Annotated in this window: 20 protein-coding genes; 9 read left to right on the forward strand and 11 right to left on the reverse strand. The window is 49.4% G+C overall.

Features of this window, described 5'->3' with window-relative positions; genetic code table 11:
• Positions 1-37: 37 nt before the first annotated feature.
• From H6G50_RS02205 to H6G50_RS02220, 4 genes are all read right to left on the reverse strand, one after another.
• A complete protein-coding gene (locus H6G50_RS02205; RefSeq protein WP_190712814.1) occupies positions 38-388 on the reverse strand; it encodes a hypothetical protein in 351 nt (116 codons plus the stop codon).
• Positions 389-394: 6 nt separating this feature from the next.
• Positions 395-874 carry a phage tail protein gene (locus H6G50_RS02210; RefSeq protein ID WP_190712816.1) on the reverse strand — a complete coding sequence of 160 codons (480 nt, stop codon included), beginning with the start codon at positions 872-874 and terminating at the stop codon, positions 395-397.
• Positions 875-972: 98 nt separating this feature from the next.
• The gene (locus H6G50_RS02215; protein WP_190712818.1) at positions 973-1,431 is read right to left on the reverse strand and encodes a phage tail protein; all 459 of its coding nucleotides are present in this window, start codon (positions 1,429-1,431) and stop codon (positions 973-975) included.
• Positions 1,432-1,567: 136 nt separating this feature from the next.
• On the reverse strand, positions 1,568-3,259 hold the full coding sequence (locus H6G50_RS02220; RefSeq protein WP_190712820.1) for a phage tail sheath C-terminal domain-containing protein: 1,692 nt from the start codon (positions 3,257-3,259) through the stop codon (positions 1,568-1,570).
• A gap of 167 nt (positions 3,260-3,426) precedes the next feature.
• On the opposite strand from H6G50_RS02220, the gene H6G50_RS02225 reads away from it, so the two are divergent.
• Positions 3,427-4,710, forward strand: a complete 1,284-nt coding sequence (locus H6G50_RS02225) for a DUF4255 domain-containing protein (RefSeq protein ID WP_190712821.1) — start codon at positions 3,427-3,429, stop codon at positions 4,708-4,710.
• A gap of 33 nt (positions 4,711-4,743) precedes the next feature.
• On the opposite strand, the gene coaE is transcribed toward H6G50_RS02225, so the two are convergent.
• Positions 4,744-5,388: a dephospho-CoA kinase gene (gene coaE / locus H6G50_RS02230; RefSeq protein WP_347239850.1), complete on the reverse strand. Its 645-nt coding sequence runs from the start codon at positions 5,386-5,388 to the stop codon at positions 4,744-4,746.
• 31 nt (positions 5,389-5,419) lie between these two features.
• Between coaE and secG the strand changes: the two genes are divergently transcribed.
• On the forward strand, positions 5,420-5,650 hold the full coding sequence (gene secG / locus H6G50_RS02235) for a preprotein translocase subunit SecG (protein ID WP_190712823.1): 231 nt from the start codon (positions 5,420-5,422) through the stop codon (positions 5,648-5,650).
• A 13-nt stretch (positions 5,651-5,663) separates the two neighbouring features.
• Positions 5,664-6,440, forward strand: coding sequence for a peptidase (locus H6G50_RS02240; protein WP_242032666.1), 777 nt, complete (start codon positions 5,664-5,666; stop codon positions 6,438-6,440).
• 483 nt (positions 6,441-6,923) lie between these two features.
• On the opposite strand, the gene H6G50_RS02245 is transcribed toward H6G50_RS02240, so the two are convergent.
• The 4 genes from H6G50_RS02245 to H6G50_RS02260 form a co-directional block, all read right to left on the reverse strand.
• Positions 6,924-7,268 (reverse strand): YbaB/EbfC family nucleoid-associated protein, encoded by a 345-nt coding sequence (locus tag H6G50_RS02245; RefSeq protein WP_190712826.1) that lies wholly within the window; start codon positions 7,266-7,268, stop codon positions 6,924-6,926.
• 84 nt (positions 7,269-7,352) lie between these two features.
• Positions 7,353-8,324 carry a UDP-N-acetylmuramate dehydrogenase gene (gene murB, locus H6G50_RS02250; protein WP_190712828.1) on the reverse strand — a complete coding sequence of 324 codons (972 nt, stop codon included), beginning with the start codon at positions 8,322-8,324 and terminating at the stop codon, positions 7,353-7,355.
• 176 nt (positions 8,325-8,500) lie between these two features.
• A complete protein-coding gene (gene murC / locus H6G50_RS02255; protein ID WP_190712830.1) occupies positions 8,501-9,982 on the reverse strand; it encodes a UDP-N-acetylmuramate--L-alanine ligase in 1,482 nt (493 codons plus the stop codon).
• Positions 9,983-10,133: 151 nt separating this feature from the next.
• On the reverse strand, positions 10,134-10,280 hold the full coding sequence (locus H6G50_RS02260; RefSeq protein ID WP_190712832.1) for a hypothetical protein: 147 nt from the start codon (positions 10,278-10,280) through the stop codon (positions 10,134-10,136).
• A gap of 545 nt (positions 10,281-10,825) precedes the next feature.
• On the opposite strand from H6G50_RS02260, the gene H6G50_RS02265 reads away from it, so the two are divergent.
• The gene (locus H6G50_RS02265) at positions 10,826-11,839 is read left to right on the forward strand and encodes a type I glyceraldehyde-3-phosphate dehydrogenase (RefSeq protein WP_190712834.1); all 1,014 of its coding nucleotides are present in this window, start codon (positions 10,826-10,828) and stop codon (positions 11,837-11,839) included.
• A gap of 207 nt (positions 11,840-12,046) precedes the next feature.
• On the opposite strand, the gene H6G50_RS02270 is transcribed toward H6G50_RS02265, so the two are convergent.
• Positions 12,047-14,776: a CBS domain-containing protein gene (locus H6G50_RS02270; protein ID WP_190712836.1), complete on the reverse strand. Its 2,730-nt coding sequence runs from the start codon at positions 14,774-14,776 to the stop codon at positions 12,047-12,049.
• A 469-nt stretch (positions 14,777-15,245) separates the two neighbouring features.
• Here H6G50_RS02270 and psbZ point away from each other — a divergent pair, with 469 nt between their 5' ends.
• The 4 genes from psbZ to H6G50_RS02290 all read left to right on the forward strand — a co-directional run bounded on the left by psbZ (position 15,246) and on the right by H6G50_RS02290 (position 19,187).
• Entirely contained in the window at positions 15,246-15,434 is a 189-nt protein-coding gene (gene psbZ, locus H6G50_RS02275) for a photosystem II reaction center protein PsbZ (protein WP_190712838.1), read from the forward strand.
• A 107-nt stretch (positions 15,435-15,541) separates the two neighbouring features.
• Positions 15,542-16,114 (forward strand): 6,7-dimethyl-8-ribityllumazine synthase, encoded by a 573-nt coding sequence (gene ribH / locus H6G50_RS02280; RefSeq protein ID WP_190712840.1) that lies wholly within the window; start codon positions 15,542-15,544, stop codon positions 16,112-16,114.
• Positions 16,115-16,389: 275 nt separating this feature from the next.
• Positions 16,390-17,790: a hypothetical protein gene (locus H6G50_RS02285; protein WP_190712841.1), complete on the forward strand. Its 1,401-nt coding sequence runs from the start codon at positions 16,390-16,392 to the stop codon at positions 17,788-17,790.
• 236 nt (positions 17,791-18,026) lie between these two features.
• On the forward strand, positions 18,027-19,187 hold the full coding sequence (locus H6G50_RS02290) for an HNH endonuclease domain-containing protein (protein WP_190712843.1): 1,161 nt from the start codon (positions 18,027-18,029) through the stop codon (positions 19,185-19,187).
• Positions 19,188-19,320: 133 nt separating this feature from the next.
• Here the strand turns inward: H6G50_RS02290 and rlmN are convergent, their stop codons facing one another.
• Entirely contained in the window at positions 19,321-20,397 is a 1,077-nt protein-coding gene (rlmN, locus tag H6G50_RS02295; RefSeq protein ID WP_190712844.1) for a 23S rRNA (adenine(2503)-C(2))-methyltransferase RlmN, read from the reverse strand.
• A gap of 183 nt (positions 20,398-20,580) precedes the next feature.
• On the opposite strand from rlmN, the gene H6G50_RS02300 reads away from it, so the two are divergent.
• Positions 20,581-21,540: a hypothetical protein gene (locus tag H6G50_RS02300; protein ID WP_190712846.1), complete on the forward strand. Its 960-nt coding sequence runs from the start codon at positions 20,581-20,583 to the stop codon at positions 21,538-21,540.
• The last annotated feature ends 24 nt before the right edge of the window (positions 21,541-21,564 follow it).

Below are 21,564 nucleotides of genomic sequence, written 5' to 3' on the forward strand. Positions count from 1 at the left end.
ATTGATTGGGTTTACACCCAGATAAAGGGATTTTAATCTAGGTTTCTTGGAGCGATATTGCTTCTGCTTGAAGGGGTTCTGTTCGCGATTGTGCGTTTTCTTCTAATTCATTAATTTGACGGTAGAATCCGTGTAAGTAATTTAAATCGCAAGCGTATAATCCTTCGATTGTTGCGGGGGTGATTTCTTCTAACGCCCCCAGGCGAGTAATGACTCGAGCGAGAATGATAATTGTCGAATAAGCGGGATTAGACTTAACGCGCGGGTCGCGCAAGGGAATAATTTCATCAGCCGCTTTAGCCAAACGCATTATGCCCTTGCGGTGCAAATTTCCACTGCTATCGAGATAGCCTTTCGGTAGCGTAAATTCAAATTCAGTTTGGAACATTTAATTTTATTTCGAGCGAGTCAGCATATCTACAGCAATTTCGAGTTCTTCAATTTCCATTTCACTACTGCTGGCATTAAAACCAGAAGCTTTATATCGCGTCGGCCAAGCGCCTTGAAATTCTAAAATTGCCTGGGCTTCTCCAGCTTGGTCGTAAATGGTCAGCGAACCTTCACGAAACTGTTTAGCCCAGTTTCCTTCTTCTACCGCCTTAAACCAATTCCATAGGGTTTTGGAGTTTGTCATTCCTCTACGCAACGTAATATTACTGGTTTTGACGTTGCCTGGAATTTTAGTCCGAACCATTCGACCGGATTTAGCTTCGCCCCATTGTTGGGGAGTCACTTCGCAAATCTCAATGACTTCTTGGCTGCGTTCGATGCCTTGACATTCGAGGAATGTTGCATCTACGCTGTCCTGACTGCCGTCGAGTTTAAGTTCGACGTAGAAGCGATTCGCTGTTAGCCGTTCGGTAAATGCTGTCATAATTCCTCGTTCCTAAAAATCTTACGGATTCGGAAGCACAAAGACGGGTTAGCTGACCTCGCTCGAACCAGTTGCAAACAGAATTTGAGCCTTATCGATTACTGGACGCGCTTAATTCCTTCATGGACTAATTCAATGGTTTCATTTGCCATGTTTCCATCCCCCGAAGTGAAGCTAGGACCTTCGTATTTACAAGGGTAGGCTTGGACAATTTCCCACCGCGCTTGAATGCTTCCCCCTTGGTCGTAGGCACTTACCGAAGCGGCTTTACGATTGCTTTGCCACTGCGAGCTTCCTGCATCATTGGTGTTACAGTTTTTGTACCATTCATAGAGGTCTTTATCGGTGGTGGCAACCACTTTAACCTTAACGTTGGTAAATTTTTCGTTGGTTGGGGTTGCTTGGCGCAGTTTGGTTCCTCCTTTACCAGAACCGAGAACGCCACCACTTCCAGCAACGGGAGATTCGACGGATAATCCTCCAACTTCCAAAATTTGCTTTTCGCCTACACCGTCTGCTTCAAAGTAAAAGCGACAAGCTGTTAATAGTTCTGCCATTGCTCAACTCCTAAGATTTTGATGATTTTCCTTGAAATTTTAAAGCTTTTGCTAAGCTAAGACGCATCTAAATTGGGTATCCTCGATCTCCCCGTCTCCCCGTCAGACTCAAATCACAATTTAAATGCAGAACAGCTTATTGATTGGGAGACCACTGACTGACTCTGAAGATAATAAATTCAGCCGGACGAACGGGACAGACTCCTACTTCGATATAGAGGCGACCCAAGATCATTGTTTCTGGGGTATTAAGTTCTTTGTCGCACTTGACGTAGAAAGCTTCGGCGGGCGAACTGCCAAATAAGGCTCCTTCTCGCCACAGTCGTTCGAGAAAATTGCTAACGGTTCGCGTGACTCGCGCCCATAAATCTTCATCGTTGGGTTCAAAAACTGCCCATTGGGTTCCTTGTTCGATTGACTTTTCGATGTAGCTCATCAAACGACGAACGCTGATATAACGCCATTCGGTGATTTCGGGTTCGACGAGGGTGCGAGCGCCCCAAATTTTTAGACCTCGGTTGGGGAATTTCCGGATGCAATTCACGCCCAAGGGGTTGAGCAGTTCTTGTTCGCGAAAGTTGGTTTCGTAGGCGAGGGAAAGAACGCCGCGAGGGGTCACGTTAGCGGGGGCTTTATATACGCCTCTAGTTTCGTCGGTTTGACACCAAACTCCCATCATGTGGCCGCAGGGGGGAACGTAAATTCCTTTGCCGTTGGCGCGGGGATTGGGAACTTTAATCCACGGGTAGTAAAGTGCGGCAAATTGAGAACGCCGCCCGAAGTCATCTAACCATTCTTTAACGTCTTGGGGTCTGCTTTGTTCGGGAGAGGTTGGGGCTTGGCTTCTTCGGGTTTTGACGGGTGGCGCATCGAGGACAACCATGCGATAGGCGGGGCTGGGGGCGGCATTTTCGCAGCCGGTAATCATGGTTTCCATTACGCCATGAACCTGTTCGAGGTTGAGGAGTCCGCGTTCGTAGGCGAGCATGAGGTCGGGACAGGCAACCATTGCTACATCGTCAATTTCAAACAGTCCTTGAACGCCGCGACGATTTTTGCGCGATCCTGATAGTTTTTGGTGGAGGCGCTCGGCGGGATAAACTTCGGGAGGAGGAGCGACTTCGTAGTAACCGTTGGCCGGACGACGGGCGAGAGGAAGTCCGCGATCGCTTTTGATTTCAACGTCGATATAGGGGGATTCTTGGAGAGCGGTTAAAACAAAGGTTCCTTCTTCTGGGGCGACCTCTGGATTCATGGTGAGATGCCGATAGGGGCCTTCTAGAACGTTTTCTCCTTGTTTAACGGTGAGTTGGAAATATTCTCCGGTATCGAAGGGTTCTTCGTCGGGGTTATCTTCCAGGGGACGGGGTTCGTCGGTTTCGATAATGACGTTAATTCGTCCGCCTTCGGCTTGTTCGGGTTTGAGTTTGAGTTCGAGGGAGGGATGTTTTCCGGCGGTGGTAATGGCGGTAATGCTCTGATTTTCTGGGGGAGACTCGTCTTGAGCTTGAGATTGAGGCTGAGGAAGTTGGGTTCCTAAGCTAACAATCCAGCAGCGTCCTCCTCCGTTGTCAAACCAGCCTTTAACCGCGAAAGGAAGGTAAGCATTGAAATCGGTGAAGCCATCCGAACCGGGTTTGGCAAAACATTCGAGATATTGCGTCCAGTCGGCAATAAGTTGAGGTTCGAGTAATTCTGCATCTCCGCGTATGTCTTCGGTGAAACCAACGAAACCAGCTACGCTCATTGACATTCCTTCGATGGGGCGACTGCCTCGGTTGACTTCTTCGACATATACCCCTGGAGCGAAGTAGTCCAAACGTCCCATGTCACTCTCCCTTAACGTAATTTAAGTTCAAGCCTAAGATAACTTAATAAGTTTTGCCAATTCGCGATCGCAAAACTTTACTGAGTATTTGAATTTTAAGGGATTGGAAGATTAAGGTACACTCCATTAATGATAGGCTGGAATACTTTTTTCGCAAGTTCGAGCTAATGAGTAACTATTTGGCGATCGCGACGGTAACGGCTGCTTTGCAAAAACTTCTTCTTACGGGAATCCAAGAAGATATGCCGGAAGCTAACGTTACTACCGTTCGTCCGGAGGTGACGGCTATTAATAACCAAGGTGCTGGGATTAATATTTTTCTTTACCAAGCGTTACCGAACCCCGCTTGGCAAAATGCCGATTTACGCACGCGCCGCCCGAAAGAGAATTTGATCAAACACGGACAAGCGGGACTGGATCTTTACTATTTGCTAACGTTTTACGGAAATGAGGTGGAACTGCAACCTCAAAGACTTTTAGGGGCTGCAATCCAAACCTTGGTCGATCGACCCATCCTCACGCAAGCCATGATTCGGGAAGTTTTAGCCGATCGCAATTTTGGGTTTTTAGGCGATTCGACGCTTGCCGATCAGGTGCAGCAAGTTATGTTTATTCCTAGCATTATGACGACGGAAGATTTATCGCGAATTTGGTCGGTTTTCTTCCAGATTCCTTATGCTTTATCCTTTGCTTATCAAGCTTCTGCTGTTTTGATTCAGGGCAAGCAGTTGGGTAAAGCTCCTTTACCCGTTCGCAAGACTCAGTTTTATGTTTCTCCAAGGTTGCCCGCGATTGAAAAAGTTAAGGTTTGCCGAGCAGAAGGCAAACCAATGTTGCTCCAACAAATTGGCGATCGCTTGCAAGATTATGGTAGTCTCACTTTAAGGATCGAGGGAAAGCAGTTGAGAGGAGAACCCACCACACGAGTGCAACTGGGGGATGCCCAGCTAACTCCTCAAGATGTAGGAGAAAATGGAGTTGAACTCATATTTTCAGAACTGACAACGGCTGAGAAAAATGCGTTGCGAGCGGGCGTACAAAAACTCCAAGTCATCCATCCGATTCCTGACGGTAGCTTTGCGCCGGAACGTGCGATTGAGTCTAATGCGATCGCGATTGTGCTGTGTCCGAAGATTGAAAGCATCAATCTTACTCATGTTGAGGAGAACGAGGAGGGTTTATACGATGCTAGTTTGACGGTACGGCTCGATTTGATGGTCGGTAAGCAACAAAGAGTCTTTGCAATTTTGAATAGTATTCAGAATGATAATCCGATAACTTACATTTTTGCGGCAGAGCAACGCGAAATTGCTACGCTTTCGTTAATATTTACAATAGACAATATTTCTTTAGGGGAATATCTCGTGCGCGTTCAGATTGACGGTGCGGAGAGTAATCTAGAGGTTGAGGGCGATCGCTATTCGGGACCTTTCGTTAGCTTGCAGCGTTGAGGCTATACTCAGAACTCTACTTTCTGATAATATTCAGCACTGTTCAGCAGTTCTGCGATTTTCTAATAAGGGTTCGATCGCGCGATCGATTTGCTCCCATAAAGCCTCTAAACTTCCCGAATTCTCTAAAACGACATCTGCCGCCGCTATTTTTTCGGCTAGGGGCATTTGACTTTCAATACGCGCGATCGCTTGCTCTAAATTGAGGCGATCGCGATTCATCAACCGTTCTAACTGTTGCTCGGCGGTGCAAGCAACGACCCAAATTGTATTGACAAAATCGGTCATTTGTGATTCAAACAGTAAAGGAATCGCTAAAACGGCAATTTTTGGGGCAAGGCGAGCCAGTTCTGCAACGAAGCGATCGCGAACAAACGGGTGTATTTGCGCTTCAATCCAGCCTTTTTCCGCCTCGTCAGCAAACAGGATATTCCCTAATTCCGCGCGGTTTAAGCTGCCATCTTCCTTCAGCATTCCGCTGCCGTAGCGCCGGACAATCGCCGCTAAAGCCGACGAACCGGGCGCTACCGCCTCTCGCGCGTAAATATCCGCATCCAAAATCGGCAAGCCATACTGTTGGGCAAGATAGCGAGTTACCGTCGTTTTACCCGTCGCAATTCCGCCGGTTAAACCGATGCGGATGGGCGAGGTGTTAAAATGAACGTTTAGCGAATTCACCGTACCTTAAAAAAAATTTCGAGAGTTCAGAATGAACGTTCAGCAAGTTTTAACGATTGTTTGGGCAGCGTCAGCCTTATTTTTAATTATTTTAGTGTTATTGCACAGTCCCAAAGGCGATGGCATCGGCGGTATCGGCGGACAAGCGCAATTATTCACCAGCGCTAAAAGTGCCGAAACTTCTCTCAATCGCATTACTTGGGCGCTGAGTAGTGTATTTATCGGTTTGACGATTGTTTTGAGCGCTGGTTGGTTGAAGTAAGCGAGAATTGCCGGTGAATTATCGAGGGCGCTGGGGGGGAAAAGTTGCGATCGCTGCCTTTGTCGCCAGCCTCATCATTTTCTCTCCGGCGCTCCTCCCCAGTCAAGCAACCCCCCCTCAATCCTCTCTACCCGCGCCCGCAGCCACTCCCCCACAAAACCTGCCGCTGTTACAAGTCTATCCCCTACCGCCGCAACTCGAACGATGGCAGGATTCCGAGCAGCAAGGCGATTATTTTGATGCGATTAAACCGACGGCTGTCGGTTATTTAATTTGGTCGTCGTTTCCAATTAAAGTTTATATCGAACCGCCGAACGATCCCGCAGATCGACGCTTTCAAGGTTGGTTTAAAGCCGTAGAAACCGCCGTTACCGAGTGGAATCAATATCTACCTTTAGAACGAGTTGCAGAGCGGGAAGTTGCGGATATTATTTGTTTGCGATCGCGTCCGCCCCTCCGCGCCACCCTCAACCGCCAAACCCGCACCTTTGAATTTCCCACCGCGCGTAACGCCGAAGCTAGTTACAAACTCTATTGGCGGGGAAACAACCCTTCTACCCTCGTCCATCGCTTCACCCTAGAAATTAGCCCCAATCAAACCGACGCATTCACCCTCGCCACCGCCCGCCACGAACTCGGACACGCCCTTGGAATTTGGGGACACAGCCCCGATCCCGCCGATGCACTTTATGACACGCAAGTCAATAACCCGCCGCCGATTTCTGCACGGGATATTAATACGTTGAAAAAGATTTATCAACAGCAAACGCGATTGGGTGGGAGTTTGTGAACGTCGATTGTACGCCCTAGGGAAACAGTATTTCTTTCCGTAATCGCTGCGTTGCAGAAAGACTGAAATCTTTTGAATTAGCACGGGCAATTTAACTCAATTGGGAGTGCAAAAAAGAGTAGCTTATTCACCTACTCAATTAAGGTTGTTTCCAACTAATACCATTAAACTCCTGCTCCCCTCTCCTGGGGTTGGGAGAGGGGCGGGGGGTGAGGGCAATTCCAATTTCTGAGGGGGGTTTTATAGCGCTAGCCAACTTGCTTAGGACATTATCATGCGCTGAGAGTGACAACTGGCTTGAAGTACCTCGTCCTAATTTCAGTGGCTACGGCTATACGTTAAGTTGATACTAATGGGATTCGTTTCATTCTCTTCGAGCGCGAGGTTTCCTCAAAGCATCGCGAAAAAACAAAAATAGGGACGTTATTTAAACATCCCCGCGCAGAAAATTCACGCTAACAATTGTCAATTATCAATTAAATTCTACATTCCCGGCAGATTCAAACCGCTCGTCAGTTCTTCCATGCGAGAGCGCATCGTTTCGGTTGATTTTTCGTAAGCATCTTTCATCGCTTCGGTTACTAAAGCTGAAAGTGCATCCGCCCCTTTTGCAAGCGCTTCGGGAGCAATCGTAGCAGAGCGCGGTTCTTGGTTGCCGCTAACGACGACTTTCACCGAGCCATCGCTGCTTTTGCCTTCAATCGACATCTCCTCGAGTTCTATCTGAAGCTGCTGCGCCCCTTGTTGAACTTGTTGGGCTTTTTTGAAAGCTTCGGCTAACTCTTTCATTTTGCCCAAGCCTAAACCAAATCCTTGTCCTTTATTCATTATCTGTTCTCAAGTATTACTCTGGCGTTACTCCATTGTACTGACGGAGTTACGGTTGCAACTCCGTCTAAATGTCGGGGTTTCTTAAAACTCTCCTAAGAGTTTAACCTCTGGATGCAAAGAAAGCGACCAGTGCGCTTCGACTTGCTCTTGGACGTGGCGGATGAGTTGAAAGATATCGTTGGCTTTCGCGCCGCCGCAATTCAAGATAAAGTTGGCGTGACGGTGGGCGATTTGCGCGCCGCCGATTTGATAGCCTTTGAGTCCGAGTTGCTCGATTAGCCAGCCCGCTTTATGGGTATCGTGGTTGCGGAAGACGCTACCGCAACTGGGCAAATGGTAGGGCTGAGTGCTTTTGCGCTGCTGGAGATTTTGGTTAGTGGTTGCCATAACTTGCGATCGCGTCGAACCGGGTTGCAGTTGCAGCGTCGCTTGCAGCACCAAGCGCTTATCGCCTTGCAAGCTCGAAGTCCGATAGCAGTAGCCCAAATCTTCGGGTTTGAGCGTCACCAGGGTTCCATCGGGTTCGAGAACGACGACACTCTCGATAACATCGGCCATGCAACTACTGTGCGCGCCTGCATTCATCACTACGCAGCCGCCGATGGAACCGGGAATCCCGACTCCCCACTCAAAGCCCGTCCAACCGCGTTTTGCGGCTTGCCAAGCGATACGCGCGATCGATTCTCCCGCGCCCACCGTAACTTTACCGCTATCGGAGTCAAATTCAGCACCACGGAGATGGCGAGTCCCGACAACGAGGCCGGGAATGCCGCGATCGCTGATTAACAAATTCGATCCCGCACCGAGTAAAGTAATGGGCAAATCGCGTTCTGTTGCCCAATCAAAACTTTCCATCACTTGGTCGATATTGTTCGGTACGACATACCATTCTGCCGGACCGCCGACGCGAAACGTTGTGAAATCGCCTAGAGGAACTTGAGGGCGAATGATGCAATCGGTGTGGGGAAGATGAACGCTGCTAGGCGCTACGGGGCGATAGTTTCCGTAGAACAGAGTGGGGCTGCAACCGGAGGCATCATAAGAAAGGGTCATAGGATATATAGGTTTTAGTCTTAAAGAGTTGAATGTGAATCGAGTTGGTCATCGGCAGCAAAAGCGGCTCGAACGTCTGGGCAAGACCCCTAATCTGGATGAAGGAAAAAGAGTCTGGAGTTCGACGGGCTGCTCGATCTCTATTACTAAATCCGCAGATCCAATAATCATGCTCCTTAAGGGTTATAAAAAGCGACCAATTTGGGGATGATTTGATTCAAATTGCCCGCACCCAAAAATAAAGCAAGATCCCCTGGTTGAAGAATTTCTTTCAGGCAACTTTCAAGACCGTTGAAAGTCGGTTGATAGATGACATGGGAATGATGTGCTGCGATCGCATCAGCCACAGTTTGACCGCTGAGATTATCGGGGTTAGCTTCTCCTGCGCTATAAATATCGGTAACGATCGCGATATCGGCATCGCCAAAGGAACGAGCAAACTCTTGAAGGAAAGTTTGCACTCGGCTGTAGCGATGGGGCTGAAAGACAGCGACAACGCGATGGGGATCCTCGACTCGCAAGCGCGCTGCTGCCAGAGTCACTTGAATTTCGCTGGGATGGTGGGCGTAGTCATCGAAGAAGGTAATACCGCCGCCCTCACCGCGATACTCGAAGCGTCGTTTTGCACCCTCGAAACTTTTTAAGGCTGTTGCGATCGCGTCGAACTCCAATCCTAACAGCCGCGCTACCGCGATCGCTGCCAGGGCATTGCTAAGATTGTGCCGTCCGAGCAGTTGCAAATTCAACTCGCCCAATAACTCTCCCCGCTCCCAAATTTTAGCGCGCGTTCCCTGCCCGCTGTAGGTTGTCTCGGTGGCGATGTAGTCGGCTTCGCTGTTGGGATCGAGGCTGTAGGTAATCTGCGGGTTGAGGCGATCGCGCACCACCGCACAATCCTTGCACCCGACCAGGATTTTGCACTGCTGGGCAAAGGTTTGGAAGGTGCTGATGACTTGCTCGAGGCTGGTGTAATGGTCGGGATGATCCAGTTCGATATTGGTGACGATCCCGATATGCGGAACCAATTTTGTCAGCGTACCGTCCGATTCGTCAGCTTCTGCGACTAACACGCCTCCTTGCCCCAAACGCGCGTTTCCGCCCAACGTTTCGATCTCCCCGCCGACGATGACGGTGGGATCGAGACCGACTTGTACCAATAAGTGCGCGATCGCGCTACTGGTGGTCGTCTTGCCGTGAGTTCCCGCCACAGCAATGCTTTGGCTGTAGTCGCCCAGCAACCCCGCTAAGACATCCGAACGATGGAAAATCTCGTAACCCTTATCGAGGGCGGCTAAATACTCCAAATTCGTCGCCGCGATCGCTGTCGAACAGATCACCTGCGGGGAATCTCGGCGATCGGTCGGAACGACCGCACAGCCGCTCGAATTGCGACTTTGCCCTTCAATTTCGAGGGCATTGCTCGAAGATTGCGACTTCGAGGAAATCGATTGAAAAAAGTCTAAGTTCGTCGCTTCTTGAGCGCTAAAGATATGAGCGCCTGCCGACTGCAAGCGATCGGTAATCGGCGTGACCCGCAAATCCGAACCCGAAACAGGAAGCTTGCGTTTCGCTAAAATATATGCGAGCGCTGACATTCCAATGCCACCGATTCCGATAAAATGGAATGGTTTGCCCCGAAAATCAACAGTCTTTGACATCAAATCTCCTTCTACACCACACCGCGCACCATGTGCCTTTGATAATCACGCGCTATAATATCAGGAATTGATTTTCTCGGATCGCAGCTATCACAAATTTCTATCCTTAACCGAGATTTTCTTATTGATTCCGTTATCTCGAAAGCTAGCATTACTCAGCAATTCCCGCGATCGAACAACCCTGTTGGCGGCGCGCGCGAAATTGACCGCCACCGAGACTCGAGCCGTCTCTAAAAGTCTCTACCCTTCTCAAAGGATTTAAACAGAAATCCGGAAAAGTTTCCAACTGAGAATTCAAAATTTGAAATTGTCCGTAGCTTTACTTCCCTCCCCCCTCATTGAACTCGATCGGCACAACTCGATCGCGGCATCGTCCGCGAACATTTCGCTCCTCTCAAGCCTTGAAGATTCGAGCTTCTTTTCTCCCTCGACCTCAAGGGATAAGGATATCCCCGCTCTGAAAAGCCTCGTTATCACCTCGGCTTCGCTCGATTGATGCCCTCGATTGCCAACTCGCGCGCGCCGTCGCCCGTCTCAACTCGCTCTCAGAAAAAATAGAGAGTTGATGCTGAATTGCGGCCGCTCTGCGATATGATTTGAATGATTAAAAGATCTTTAGCGGTAACGCGCAGACAGACATATCAGTGATACTGCGGTCGGACAGATCGTGAAAGCTTGTGGAGGGCTAGACTACAACCTGGAAGTTGTAAAACTCCAGTTCCCTGCGAAGCAAGAATCCCCAGTTTCTAGGGATGTGGAGGGCGAGAGAATCTCACAACCGAACATCGTCCCCGAGTTATGGGGAGTGTCAATAGAACTTCCGAGCATAGAGGGCAAGACAAAGTGATTAGAGTAGCGATCAACGGATTTGGGCGGATTGGACGTAACTTTTTGCGGTGCTGGTTGGGTCGAGAAAACAGTCAACTTGAGGTTGTTGGCATTAACGATACCTCAGATCCCAGAACCAACGCTCACCTGCTCAAATATGACTCCATGTTGGGCAGACTCGATGCAGACATCTCAGCTGACGAAAACTCTTTAACGGTTAACGGTAAAACGATTAAGTGCGTCTCCGATCGCAATCCTTTGAACTTGCCTTGGGGAGCATGGGACGTTGACTTAATTATCGAATCGACCGGCGTTTTCGTTGACGATGCCGGTGCTGGCAAGCACATTCAAGCCGGAGCTAAAAAAGTTCTCATTACTGCTCCCGGCAAGGGCGATAAAGTCGGAACGTTCGTTATGGGCGTGAACGACAAGGACTACGATCCCGACAAATACGACATCGTAAGCAACGCTAGTTGTACGACCAACTGCTTAGCTCCCATTGCTAAAGTGTTGCACGAACATTTCGGCATCATCAAAGGCGTGATGACGACGACTCACAGCTACACCGGCGACCAACGCATCCTCGATGCCAGCCACCGCGATTTGCGTCGCGCTCGTGCAGCGGCGGTTAATATCGTCCCGACTAGCACGGGTGCAGCCAAAGCCGTGGCTTTGGTGCTGCCAGCCCTGAAAGGCAAGCTCAACGGCGTAGCCTTGCGCGTTCCGACTCCTAACGTCTCGATTGTAGACTTCGTGGCTCAAGTCGAGAGAAGCACCATTGCCGAGCAGGTGAACGACGCACTCAGAGCAGCTTCGGAAAACGAACTCAAAGGCATCCTCGGTTACAACGAACTGCCTTTGGTGTCTTCTGACTATCGAGGAACCGACTGTTCTTCCATCGCTGATGCCAGCTTGACAATGGTTTTGGGTGGCGACATGGTGAAAGTTGTGGCTTGGTACGACAACGAGTGGGGCTATTCCCAACGGGTTGTTGACTTGGCAGAATTAGTCGCTAGCAAGTGGAAATAAACGCCGGGTTTTAATTGATTCTCCGGTAAATCTCCGCAGCGATCGCTCTCCTTAACTTTCGCAATTACAGGGTTGAGGGGAGCGAATTTATCGGTTTTAAGGTTGGGTAGCAAAGGCGCAATTCCAAGTTTTTTCTGCGATCGGGTTATGATATCCCGTTTAGCCCAATGGCTTGACAAAATCGCAAAACCATGAAGATCGATTCCTTCAGAAATTATCCGTTATAAAAGCTTCGGCTTCGGCGCGATCGCGGATTTTTCCATCGAGCGTAGCAATTAACAATTCATCCAAAATTTGCTTGAATTGCGGCCCGGGCTTATAACCCAATCCCTTGAGATCGTTTCCATTTAAAGGCGGGCGCAGATTCGCCCAACAAACGAGATAGCGCCAAATTTGCCGTCGGATGCGGCGCGGCGTTCTCAACATCAATAGCACCAACATCGGCAGCGAATATTGACGCAACAATAGGACGATTTCGCTCGGACGCGGCGCACGAGTTTCCATCTCGCGGCTATTTAAATTATCCATCACTTCTCGTTCGACATCCGCGAGCTTTTCCAAACGCTGCAAACTCTCAGCACTCAATTGTAAGTTCGCAGCGACGGGCGCGCGTTCTTCGGCAGGTAGGTATGCAATCAGCGCCTCGAGCCGCAGCAAATAGGGCGTTAAGCGACGTTCGGAATCAAAGCGCTGCAAACAGCGATCGAGGAAGCGAATTTGCCACCACAACCGCTCCGTTAAGGTTAAATTGGGGTGCAGACAGCGCAACGCCCCTAAGTCAGCCAGAAGGCGCAGCGCTCGCTTCCAATAATGCGCTTCGAGAATGTATTTAAGTTCGGTTTTGAGGCGGGTGGTGAGGGCGGGGGCGCGCGGATGGGTAAGGCGCAAGCGGTCGTAAGCCCCACTTTCGATCGCGTAACGAATGTATTGTTCCGTTTGCGCTTCTAGGCTGAATCCCAGGCGCACGGCAAAACGCACGGCGCGATAAATGCGGGTGGGATCTTCGATGAAACTGTTGGCGTGGAGAACGCGAACCCGGCGCGATCGCAAATCTAACATCCCGCCAAAAAAATCGAGCAATTCCCCAGAATTCGGCTCGCTTAGACGCAGGGCAAGGGCATTAATCGTAAAGTCGCGGCGATATAAATCTTGCCGAATCGAACTGGCTTCAACTTCGGGATTTGCCGCCGGATAAGGATAAAACTCCGTGCGCGCTGTCGCAATATCGACGGCTAAAGAATCTAATTGCTTATCTTTATGCCACAACAACGCTGCGGTTTGAAACGCGCCGTGAACTTCCAAGCGTGCATTCGGATAAGCAGCTTGCAGCGCTTTGGCTAATTCCATTCCCGCCCCCCCATCGGCAGCGCGATGAAAACCATCGACGACGAGATCGATATCTTGGAGAAAGGGATTGCCCGCCGTGATTCCTTCGGTGGCTAAAAGTAAATCGCGTACCGCCCCTCCCACTAAATAAAGGTGCCAGCCCCGGTCTTGGGCGGCGGAGGCGGCGCGCATCAAAAAGTCCCAAATCGGGGCGGGAATCGCCGATTTTAAGGTATTGAAGCGATCGCGCTTTCCCCGATCGCGCGGCGGTTCGGTTAGAACTTCCCCGCTTCCCAACTCCCAATCTTGGTAGCGTTGGCGCAAAACATCGGTGCGCGTCACGATTCCCACCAATTGCCCGCCTTCCAACACCGGCAAGCGCCCCACATCATACGTCACCATCAAGGCTTCGATTTCGGACAACGGCGTATCGGGCGCAATCGTTTTCAGGTTTTGGCTCATATACGCCTTCACGGGCGCGTGACTGAAGCCGTGGTGCAGGGCGATATCCAAGTCCCGACGGGAGATAATGCCGACTAACTCATCGCTTTCGTTGACGACGGAAAGCCCGGAATGTCCGTAGCGCAGGAGGATGCGTTGTGCTTCGTCGATGGTGGTTTGGGGGCGAATCGTGCGGACGGGGGAGGACATCAAATCGCGGGCGGCGGGCGGGTGGGGAAGTTGGGCGCTGAGTTGCTCGATGAATTCTTGGAGTTGGCGCTGGGAGTTGACTTCGCGTAGCGTTACCGAAGCCGCCGAAGCGTGTCCGCCGCCGCCGAAGGGTTGGAGGAGGCGGTTGAGGTCGATTTCGGGAAGGCGCGATCGCCCGACGATGGCTAAACGCTGCCCTTCCCCTTCGCGGCGATAATATTGGTGGGCGAGGAGTAAGACATCGAGATTGGCGAATTCGATGACGTACATCGCTAAACTGGAAAGTCCCGGCACGAAAGATTCGGTTTCGAGCAGTACCGAGCCGAGGGTATAGCCTCGCACGGTGAGGATTTGCAATTTTTCGATCGCTTCTGCTAAAAGTTGTTGCAATTGCGGGGATAAACCGCGATCGCTATACTCGCGAATACTTTCTAAACTCGCGCCTGCTTCCATCAACCAAGCCAAAGCGCGGATATCGCGGGGCGTGGTTTGCTCGAAAACCAGCGAACCCGTATCGGCGTGAATCCCCAGCGCCATCACCGTTGCTTCGAGGGGGGTGAGTTGTAAGTTTTCTTGCTGGAGTCGTTCGACAATCATCGTGGTTGTCGCGCCGATGGGTTCGATTTGGCACTCAGTAGCGGGAATATCGCGATCGGCTTCTAAATGATGGTCGTAAATCGCGATCGCTTCAATTTGCGGCAAATCGAGCCATTGTGCGGCTTGCCCGAAGCGATCGCGTTTTTGTGCGTCCGGGATTGCCAGCGAGCGAATCCGCTCCGGATTGACGCTGCGCTGTTCGAGCGTCGCCAACTCATCTCGATGCAACGCCAAAAAATCTCTCACCCCCGGATGCGCGCCCCCCGTCAGCACGATTTTGCTGCCCGGTTTCAGGCACGACAACCCCACCGCCGCCCCTAAAGCGTCGAAATCCGCAGTTTGATGGCACAAAATTAAATCCACTCGTTAATTCGTAATTCGTAATTCGTAATTCGTAATTGAGCATTTCGGCATTTCGGCAAGCGCCACACTGCGATGCCCCGAGCTTGCCAAAATAAATTAAAGTTCAAAATTATCAATTATCAATTGTCCATTGTCCATTATCTCCGTCCCCTCTCTGATACAATAAAATCTGCGATTGAGGTGGCGCAAACTTCGATCGCCGCTCGGGCAATGAGACGGACTCACTCGTTTTGCCCCGATTCCCTTCTCTGTCTTTAGAGTACCGCGTCCTTAGTGGAAATAGCTTTGAGATAGAGATCGGCAGGGGAAAAACCCCCTTTCTGGAACCGAACGAGCTTCGAGCAAGCCGCCGATCTCGCCGTTTTGGTGGAATTGAGGTTTGCACGGACACAGAAAACCTTTAAGATTATCTCGATTAAATTTTCAGCACAGAGAGCGTTTCGATCGCTAATTTTGGGAGAACCACAAGATGTTTTTTATTTTCCAAGTCGCCCTTTTGTCGTTAGTTTTTCTGTCTTTTGCAATGGTAATTGGGGTTCCCGTTGCCTATGCTTCTCCCCAAAACTGGGAACAGTCTAAGAACCTGATCTTCCTTGGCTCTGGAGTTTGGGCTGTATTGGTGATTGTGGTTGGCATTTTAAACTTTTTTGTTATTTAAACCCGTCAACCCCGCAAACAACTGGGGAATTATGCGATCGCGCCTTTGACTGTTTGACGAGTTGAAGTCCGCGATCGTTTGTCGTTTCATACCTTACCAACCCATTCATGACTGTTTTTGAGGGAACCTTCGATCGCGACCTTTCCGCCCTGCGCTTCGCGATCGTAGTCGGTCGTTTCAACGACTTAATCACTAGCAAACTTTTGTCCGGATGTCAAGACTGCCTCAAGCGGCACGGCATCGACATCAATCCCCACGGCTCTCAAGTCGATTACATTTGGGTTCCCGGCAGTTTTGAAGTCTCGATGGTCGCTCGCCAACTCGCCCTTTCCGGACAATACAGCGCCATTATCTGCCTCGGTGCCGTGATTCGCGGTCAAACGCCCCACTTCGATTACGTCTCCAGCGAAGCCGCCAAAGGGATTGCCGCCGCCAGCTTTCAAACTGGAGTCCCCGTCATCTTCGGCATCCTCACCACCGACACCATGCAGCAAGCCCTCGAGCGCGCCGGGATTAAAAGCAACCACGGCTGGGATTACGCCCTCAACGCCCTGGAAATGGCCAGCTTAATGCTCCAGTTGCGAGGGAACCTAGGCAATCAACCCATCCTAGCCGCCGCCGAAGAAGCCGAGGTTGTCCCCTCCGCCCCCTTACCCTCAGAAAAAACAACGCATCTTTGAACCGTATCCCGCATGACAGCGAAGAGCTTCCTTCCCGAAGGTCAATTGTCAATTAGAATCCTAGGCTACACTGCGAAACGCTTTAAATGCGATAGGATAGTTCAAATTGCTCGAGTGTTCTCAAAAGGAAGAATCGAAAAGCAGAACGCGATTGCTAGCGTTAGGAGGGTTGAGATACCGCCCCGCTCGCAACCCTAAGTTACATTTATTCGCTACCATCGCTAAAAGAGCGTATTAGAATAGCATAAAAGGTCAATCACGGTGCAGAGGTCTGGATGAGTTTTGAAAGTGACAGCCAACAGTGTTTAGAAAAATTGGTCTGGGCAACCCGCGAACTCCAAGTAGACATCGATCGGAGCCAACTCTCTAAGATTGCCGATTTGATTGTCCAAACTATGACGGGGCCCTGGCGCTATTTTCACACGCCCGAACACACCTTTGAGGTCGGCGGGTCGGATAATGCCGTTGAAGTGCTAGCCGCCCTGTTTCACGACCTCGTATACGTTCAAGTCGATAAGAGCGTTAACTTTAACCTAACCTATTACATTTCCCCGTTCATCCAACAGGTTCAGGAAAAGCTCTATATTCGCTCGGCTAACGAACTGCCCGATGACCCCATGTGCCGAATGGTGATGGATGTTTTTGGGTTTACCCCCGGAAAAGAACTCTCGCCCTTTGCCGGACAAAATGAATTCCTAAGCGCACTCATTTGTACTAAAGTTCTCGAACCTTTCATGAATCGAGGACTCCTGCTGAAGCTGATTGCCTGCATCGAAGCGACTATCCCTTTTCGCTTCCCCTCCCCAGACGGAGTGAGTGCAGCCGAACAACTGTACGAGCGCCTCAAAGAAGTCAACAGCGAGTACGACGCGCAGTTAAGTCCTGAAGAAATTACGGAAACCGTTCGGCAAGCAGTGCGGATGTCGAACCGAGATGTCGGGAGTTTCGCCAACCCCAGTTCGGCACAATTCCTCGATGGAACCTGGAGTTTGCTACCGGAAACCAACCATAACCTGGATTCCCGCTCTTATACGGTGCTTGAATATCGGAATGCGCTGCAAAAAATGGAAGGCTTCATGAACTTCCTCAAGCCCAATATTATTTTCCAGCAGTTTGAAGGCGAACCCGACGACGAATACTATAACGAGTTACTGCACCGCTCGGGCAGAAACCTCGATATTGCGCGCCTTTATTTAGGCAGTAAACTTTATACTATCGCCTTGCTTGAAGCTCTGTCCTTGCGCGTCGGCACCGATATTCCCCTTTCTACTATGATGGGAGAATCCGGCGATCGCTCCGCAGAAGATAACTTAACCGTCGAAAAGCTCGAGAACTTTCTCCCCAAAATCTCTCATCCCCACCAACCCGCCAACGATACTGAAGGAGAAGTGCTGAACTTGCTCGAACAGGGACGTTCTAAGAGTTCGGGCTACGATATCAAAAACTCGCCTCTGACAACGTTTATCGTTAAGTTAATCGGCTTTGACGAAATTCGCGATTCTTTAGCCATCACGAAAGAGTTTTTCCAAGGCAAGATTTCGGGAGAAGCCTTTCTTTCGCAGTGTAATGCTGAAGTTGTTGCGATCGTCACCGATGCGCTCGTTCAACTCTTCGAGCGTCGCAAGGTGGCGTTGCGCCGAACTACGGGTGAGTTAATCGTTGAAGCGGTTTCCTGAAGGTCTGTTCGGTGTTAGTCGCGATCGCCCGATTCTGATAACGTGAATTTGAGAACCGCGCAAGTGGCAAGTCCGGTTGTGTTGTCCTTCGAGTCGTTAACTCCCGCAAGCGGAATGTATAGCGCTACTCGAAACGTGAATGTATGTTTTTAAAGGCTGAAAGTATTGACTGGTGGGCGCTGCCCACCCTACCCGATGTCATAACTGAGTTGCGTAGCGCTATATTAAAATGAACGATGCTCGAAGCTCAGCTACCCGAATCAGAACAAATTGATGTCTCAGCACTAGCTCGCATCTTTACAAACACGACAACATCTTATAAATACCTTTTTTTCCTATCGGTTCTCGATATTCTCAAGAGACGCAACTTTACAGTGAGTTGTCCGATTAATTTTCGAGAAATAATTGTCGAGATGTTAGCTAATGCCTGGTATCCTCACACTTATTTTAAACTTTATTTTGGCACTCAGGACAAAATCGCTCAAAAACTCGATTCTCTACAGTTAGAGATTACAGAACGAGTTTTAAAATTTACGGATACCGATAAAACGGAATTACGCGCCACAATTGCCCAGCAAAATTTAAAAGACGCGATCGCTCATTTAAAACGTTACGTTCCTTTTCGCCTTATCGCTCCTTTTTTAGAAACCGAACTCGAAGCAGAAAATGTAAAGCGAGGAACGGGAAATTGCTTAGAAAAAGCGATGCCCGCTCTTGCCGATCGATACTTCGAGCGCCGAAAACCTTTCTATAAATTCGATACTTCAAGTTATCGAGATTGTACCTCAATTTTGATTCATCCCGACTGGGCAAACTATATTAAAAATAACTACGCAATTGTTCGCGGTTGGGTATTCTGGGAATGGGTGCAATATATGCAAAAACTCAATCCTAATACTCCTAATATCATCAATAAAATTTTTATCCCGCAGCAAAGAGGGTCTTTAGAGGTGCAAAAGCAATATTGGAAACTGATTCTAAAAAGTAACCCCATCCTCTGCATCTATTCAGGGCGAAACCTCGAAGCTAATAATATTAGCTTAGACCACTATTTACCTTGGTCATTTGTTGCCCACGATCTTCTTTGGAACCTAATCCCCACTCACCCAAGTATTAATTCGGCGAAATCAAATAACCTCCCTTCAGAACAATATTTTGATGCTTTTGTTAAAGTTCAGCATCAAGGTTTAGTAACTTCTCACGAACAACTGAAACCCCAACAATGGGGGAAAATGATTGAATCTTATCTTGCAGAATTTAGGATGAGCGGTACGGAAGACCTTCTCAATTTAGAAAAACTCCGCAACGCATACAAGTTAACGATTCAACCTCTAATTTCGTTAGCAACACTTCAAGGTTTTACTCCCAACTGGTTTTATCGCAGCACTGAAGATTAACTTGCCTAACCGCAATAACGGGAAAGTCTAAGAGATTATTTATAAACTGTTGCTGAAGACTTGTAGAGACGTTGTATACAACGTCTCTACAATCCAGCTTTAACATCTCCCTCCCTCACAGCTTTTTTGACATTCAAACTGCCTCTAATTGGCTGCGAGAAGCGCGCAACTGTCCGCAAGCCGCATCCGCTTCCAACCCGCGAGAATAACGAATGCTGACGGCGATATTTTCCCCTTCTAACGTCTTTTTAAAGGTATTGATGCGATCGCGCGTCGGCCGTTGATAATCCACTTCAGCGATCGGATTATACGGAATTAAGTTAACGTGGGTTTGGAATCCGCGCAAGTGACGGGCGAGTTCTGCGGCGTTTTCCTTCGAGTCGTTCACTCCCGCGAGTAGAATATATTCAAAGGTAATTCTGCGTCCGGTAATCTCCACGTATTCCCGGCATTCTTCGAGCAATTGCTGAAGCGGATAGTGTTGGGCGCTGGGGATGAGTTGTTCGCGCTGGCGTTGGTTGGAAGCATGGAGGCTGACGGCTAAAGTGGCTTGCAGCTTGTATTGCGCGAGTTGGTGGATGCGCCCTTGGAGTCCGACGGTGGAAATCACGAGGGAACGTTGCCCGATACCCACATCTTCATTCAAGCACTTGACAGCAGCAACGACTTGTGCAGTGTTGAGCAGGGGTTCGCCCATCCCCATAAAAACAACGTTACTCACCCGCCGCTGAAAGTCATCCCGCACGGTTAGGACTTGATCGACAATTTCGTAAGCTTGTAGGTTGCGCGTAAAACCGCCTTTCCCCGTCGCGCAGAAGTCACAAGCCATCGGACAGCCCACTTGGGAGGAAACGCACACGGTTAGGCGGTTTTCGGTGGGAATGCCAACGGTTTCGATGATTAAGCCGTCAGCAAGGCGCAATAAATACTTGCGCGTCTCATCTGGCGCGACGCTGCGATAGTGGAGGGTAGAACGTCCGATCGCGCCCTCCCCCATTTCCTCGCGCCACGCCTTGGGGAATACCGAAATTTCAGCGAGCGATCGCGCCCCCTGCTGATAAATCCACTGATAGAGTTGTTTCCCACGATACTTAGGCTGCCCCTGCCGTACAACCCAATCGGTTAATTGAGCGAGCGACTGTCCGAGTAGAGGCGCATTTTCAGCGTGCGGCGTACTGAGTTCGGAGCGAGTGTCAAGATTAACAGTCATAAAATAACTTGTAAAACAATAAAGTTTAAGGGACTTAATAGAAATTCAGGAAATCCTTACTTTTCTTTAAGTTTATTAAAATTCTGCTCGAATCTCACTATAGACTTACAGCATTATCCCATGCCCCAGAGCTACAGCGCTTGGCGATCCAACGTGGTTTTACAAACTAATTTAAAAACTCCTGTGTCTGCTCCTGACTCTAATTTAGAATCCCTGCCTCAATTGTGGGCGAAAAAGTACGTTCAAAATCTAGTCGATCCCGAGGGGATTTGGCAAAATCAAGCCTCAATGAGTCGGGAAGCGATCGCAGAACAACTGAACGAATTCTTACGCAATGCCTCAGCGCGAGCTTGGACGCAAACCGAAAACATTCTCGGCAATGAAATCAAACGCCACAGCATCGATAGCCAACTAATCAACCCCTGGCAAATTTCCCAAGATGTTCGAGATGTTTACGAAAAAGCTCTTTTAGCCTACCGCGATCGCGTCCTACCCCGCCGCTTCTCCGTCAAAGTTTCTCATGACTTAGGAGTCATTCGCCAGCGCCACACCGCGAACGATCCGCGCGTTATTGGCTTCGTCAGTATGCAATTCCACTATACCGGACAAGTCCTACTCGAACCCCTCAAAACCGAAGAAAAAAGCATTCTCAGCGAATATTTCAAAGTTATTGACGATCACCTCTATATGCCGCTGCAACGCGCTTATTACGCTGCCGCAGAACTCAACTACGACGATCCCATTCTCCAGGCTGTCCGCAGTCTGTTGCCCCTAATTACAAACATCGCCCAAAAAATCTATCAAGATGTCACCGAACTTTATCCCGGCTATCAATGTTATACGGGAAAATTGACCGATGCGCCAGTTCGGATCTCCAGTATTCGCGATGCTGAAATGTTCCAAGTTTACCTCTGTTTGTGCGCATTAGAACAAAACTTTAGCAGCGTCAAACAAGAACTCTTTCCCCTCTGCGCGATGCTCTATCCTTCCTTAAAAGTGAGGTGGGAATTGGTACAACAATTAATTAATTTGCTCGGAATTGAAATTCAGCGTAACCTCGGTCCCGATCTCATAAAGATATTCAAACCCTATCTCAAATCTTTTGCCGAAATGTTCTCTCCTGAAGTCTTCTCCGATAGCTGAGTAAAGGCATTAACCCTAAAGATT

The organism is Oscillatoria sp. FACHB-1406 (genome assembly GCF_014698145.1).
Lineage (GTDB): Bacteria > Cyanobacteriota > Cyanobacteriia > Cyanobacteriales > Spirulinaceae > FACHB-1406.

Bases quoted from the DNA above. Each gene is read 5' to 3' on its own strand.
- murB (WP_190712828.1), bottom strand. From the start codon at position 8,324: ATGACCCTTTCTTATGATGCCTCCGGTTGCAGCCCCACTCTGTTCTAC.
- H6G50_RS02210 (WP_190712816.1), bottom strand. From the start codon at position 874: ATGACAGCATTTACCGAACGGCTAACAGCGAATCGCTTCTACGTCGAA.
- H6G50_RS02205 (WP_190712814.1), bottom strand. From the start codon at position 388: ATGTTCCAAACTGAATTTGAATTTACGCTACCGAAAGGCTATCTCGAT.
- H6G50_RS02225 (WP_190712821.1), top strand. From the start codon at position 3,427: ATGAGTAACTATTTGGCGATCGCGACGGTAACGGCTGCTTTGCAAAAA.
- murC (WP_190712830.1), bottom strand. From the start codon at position 9,982: ATGTCAAAGACTGTTGATTTTCGGGGCAAACCATTCCATTTTATCGGA.
- ribH (WP_190712840.1), top strand. From the start codon at position 15,542: ATGACTGTTTTTGAGGGAACCTTCGATCGCGACCTTTCCGCCCTGCGC.
- rlmN (WP_190712844.1), bottom strand. From the start codon at position 20,397: ATGACTGTTAATCTTGACACTCGCTCCGAACTCAGTACGCCGCACGCT.
- secG (WP_190712823.1), top strand. From the start codon at position 5,420: ATGAACGTTCAGCAAGTTTTAACGATTGTTTGGGCAGCGTCAGCCTTA.
- H6G50_RS02215 (WP_190712818.1), bottom strand. From the start codon at position 1,431: ATGGCAGAACTATTAACAGCTTGTCGCTTTTACTTTGAAGCAGACGGT.
- psbZ (WP_190712838.1), top strand. From the start codon at position 15,246: ATGTTTTTTATTTTCCAAGTCGCCCTTTTGTCGTTAGTTTTTCTGTCT.
- H6G50_RS02245 (WP_190712826.1), bottom strand. From the start codon at position 7,268: ATGAATAAAGGACAAGGATTTGGTTTAGGCTTGGGCAAAATGAAAGAG.
- H6G50_RS02285 (WP_190712841.1), top strand. From the start codon at position 16,390: ATGAGTTTTGAAAGTGACAGCCAACAGTGTTTAGAAAAATTGGTCTGG.
- H6G50_RS02220 (WP_190712820.1), bottom strand. From the start codon at position 3,259: ATGGGACGTTTGGACTACTTCGCTCCAGGGGTATATGTCGAAGAAGTC.
- H6G50_RS02290 (WP_190712843.1), top strand. From the start codon at position 18,027: ATGCTCGAAGCTCAGCTACCCGAATCAGAACAAATTGATGTCTCAGCA.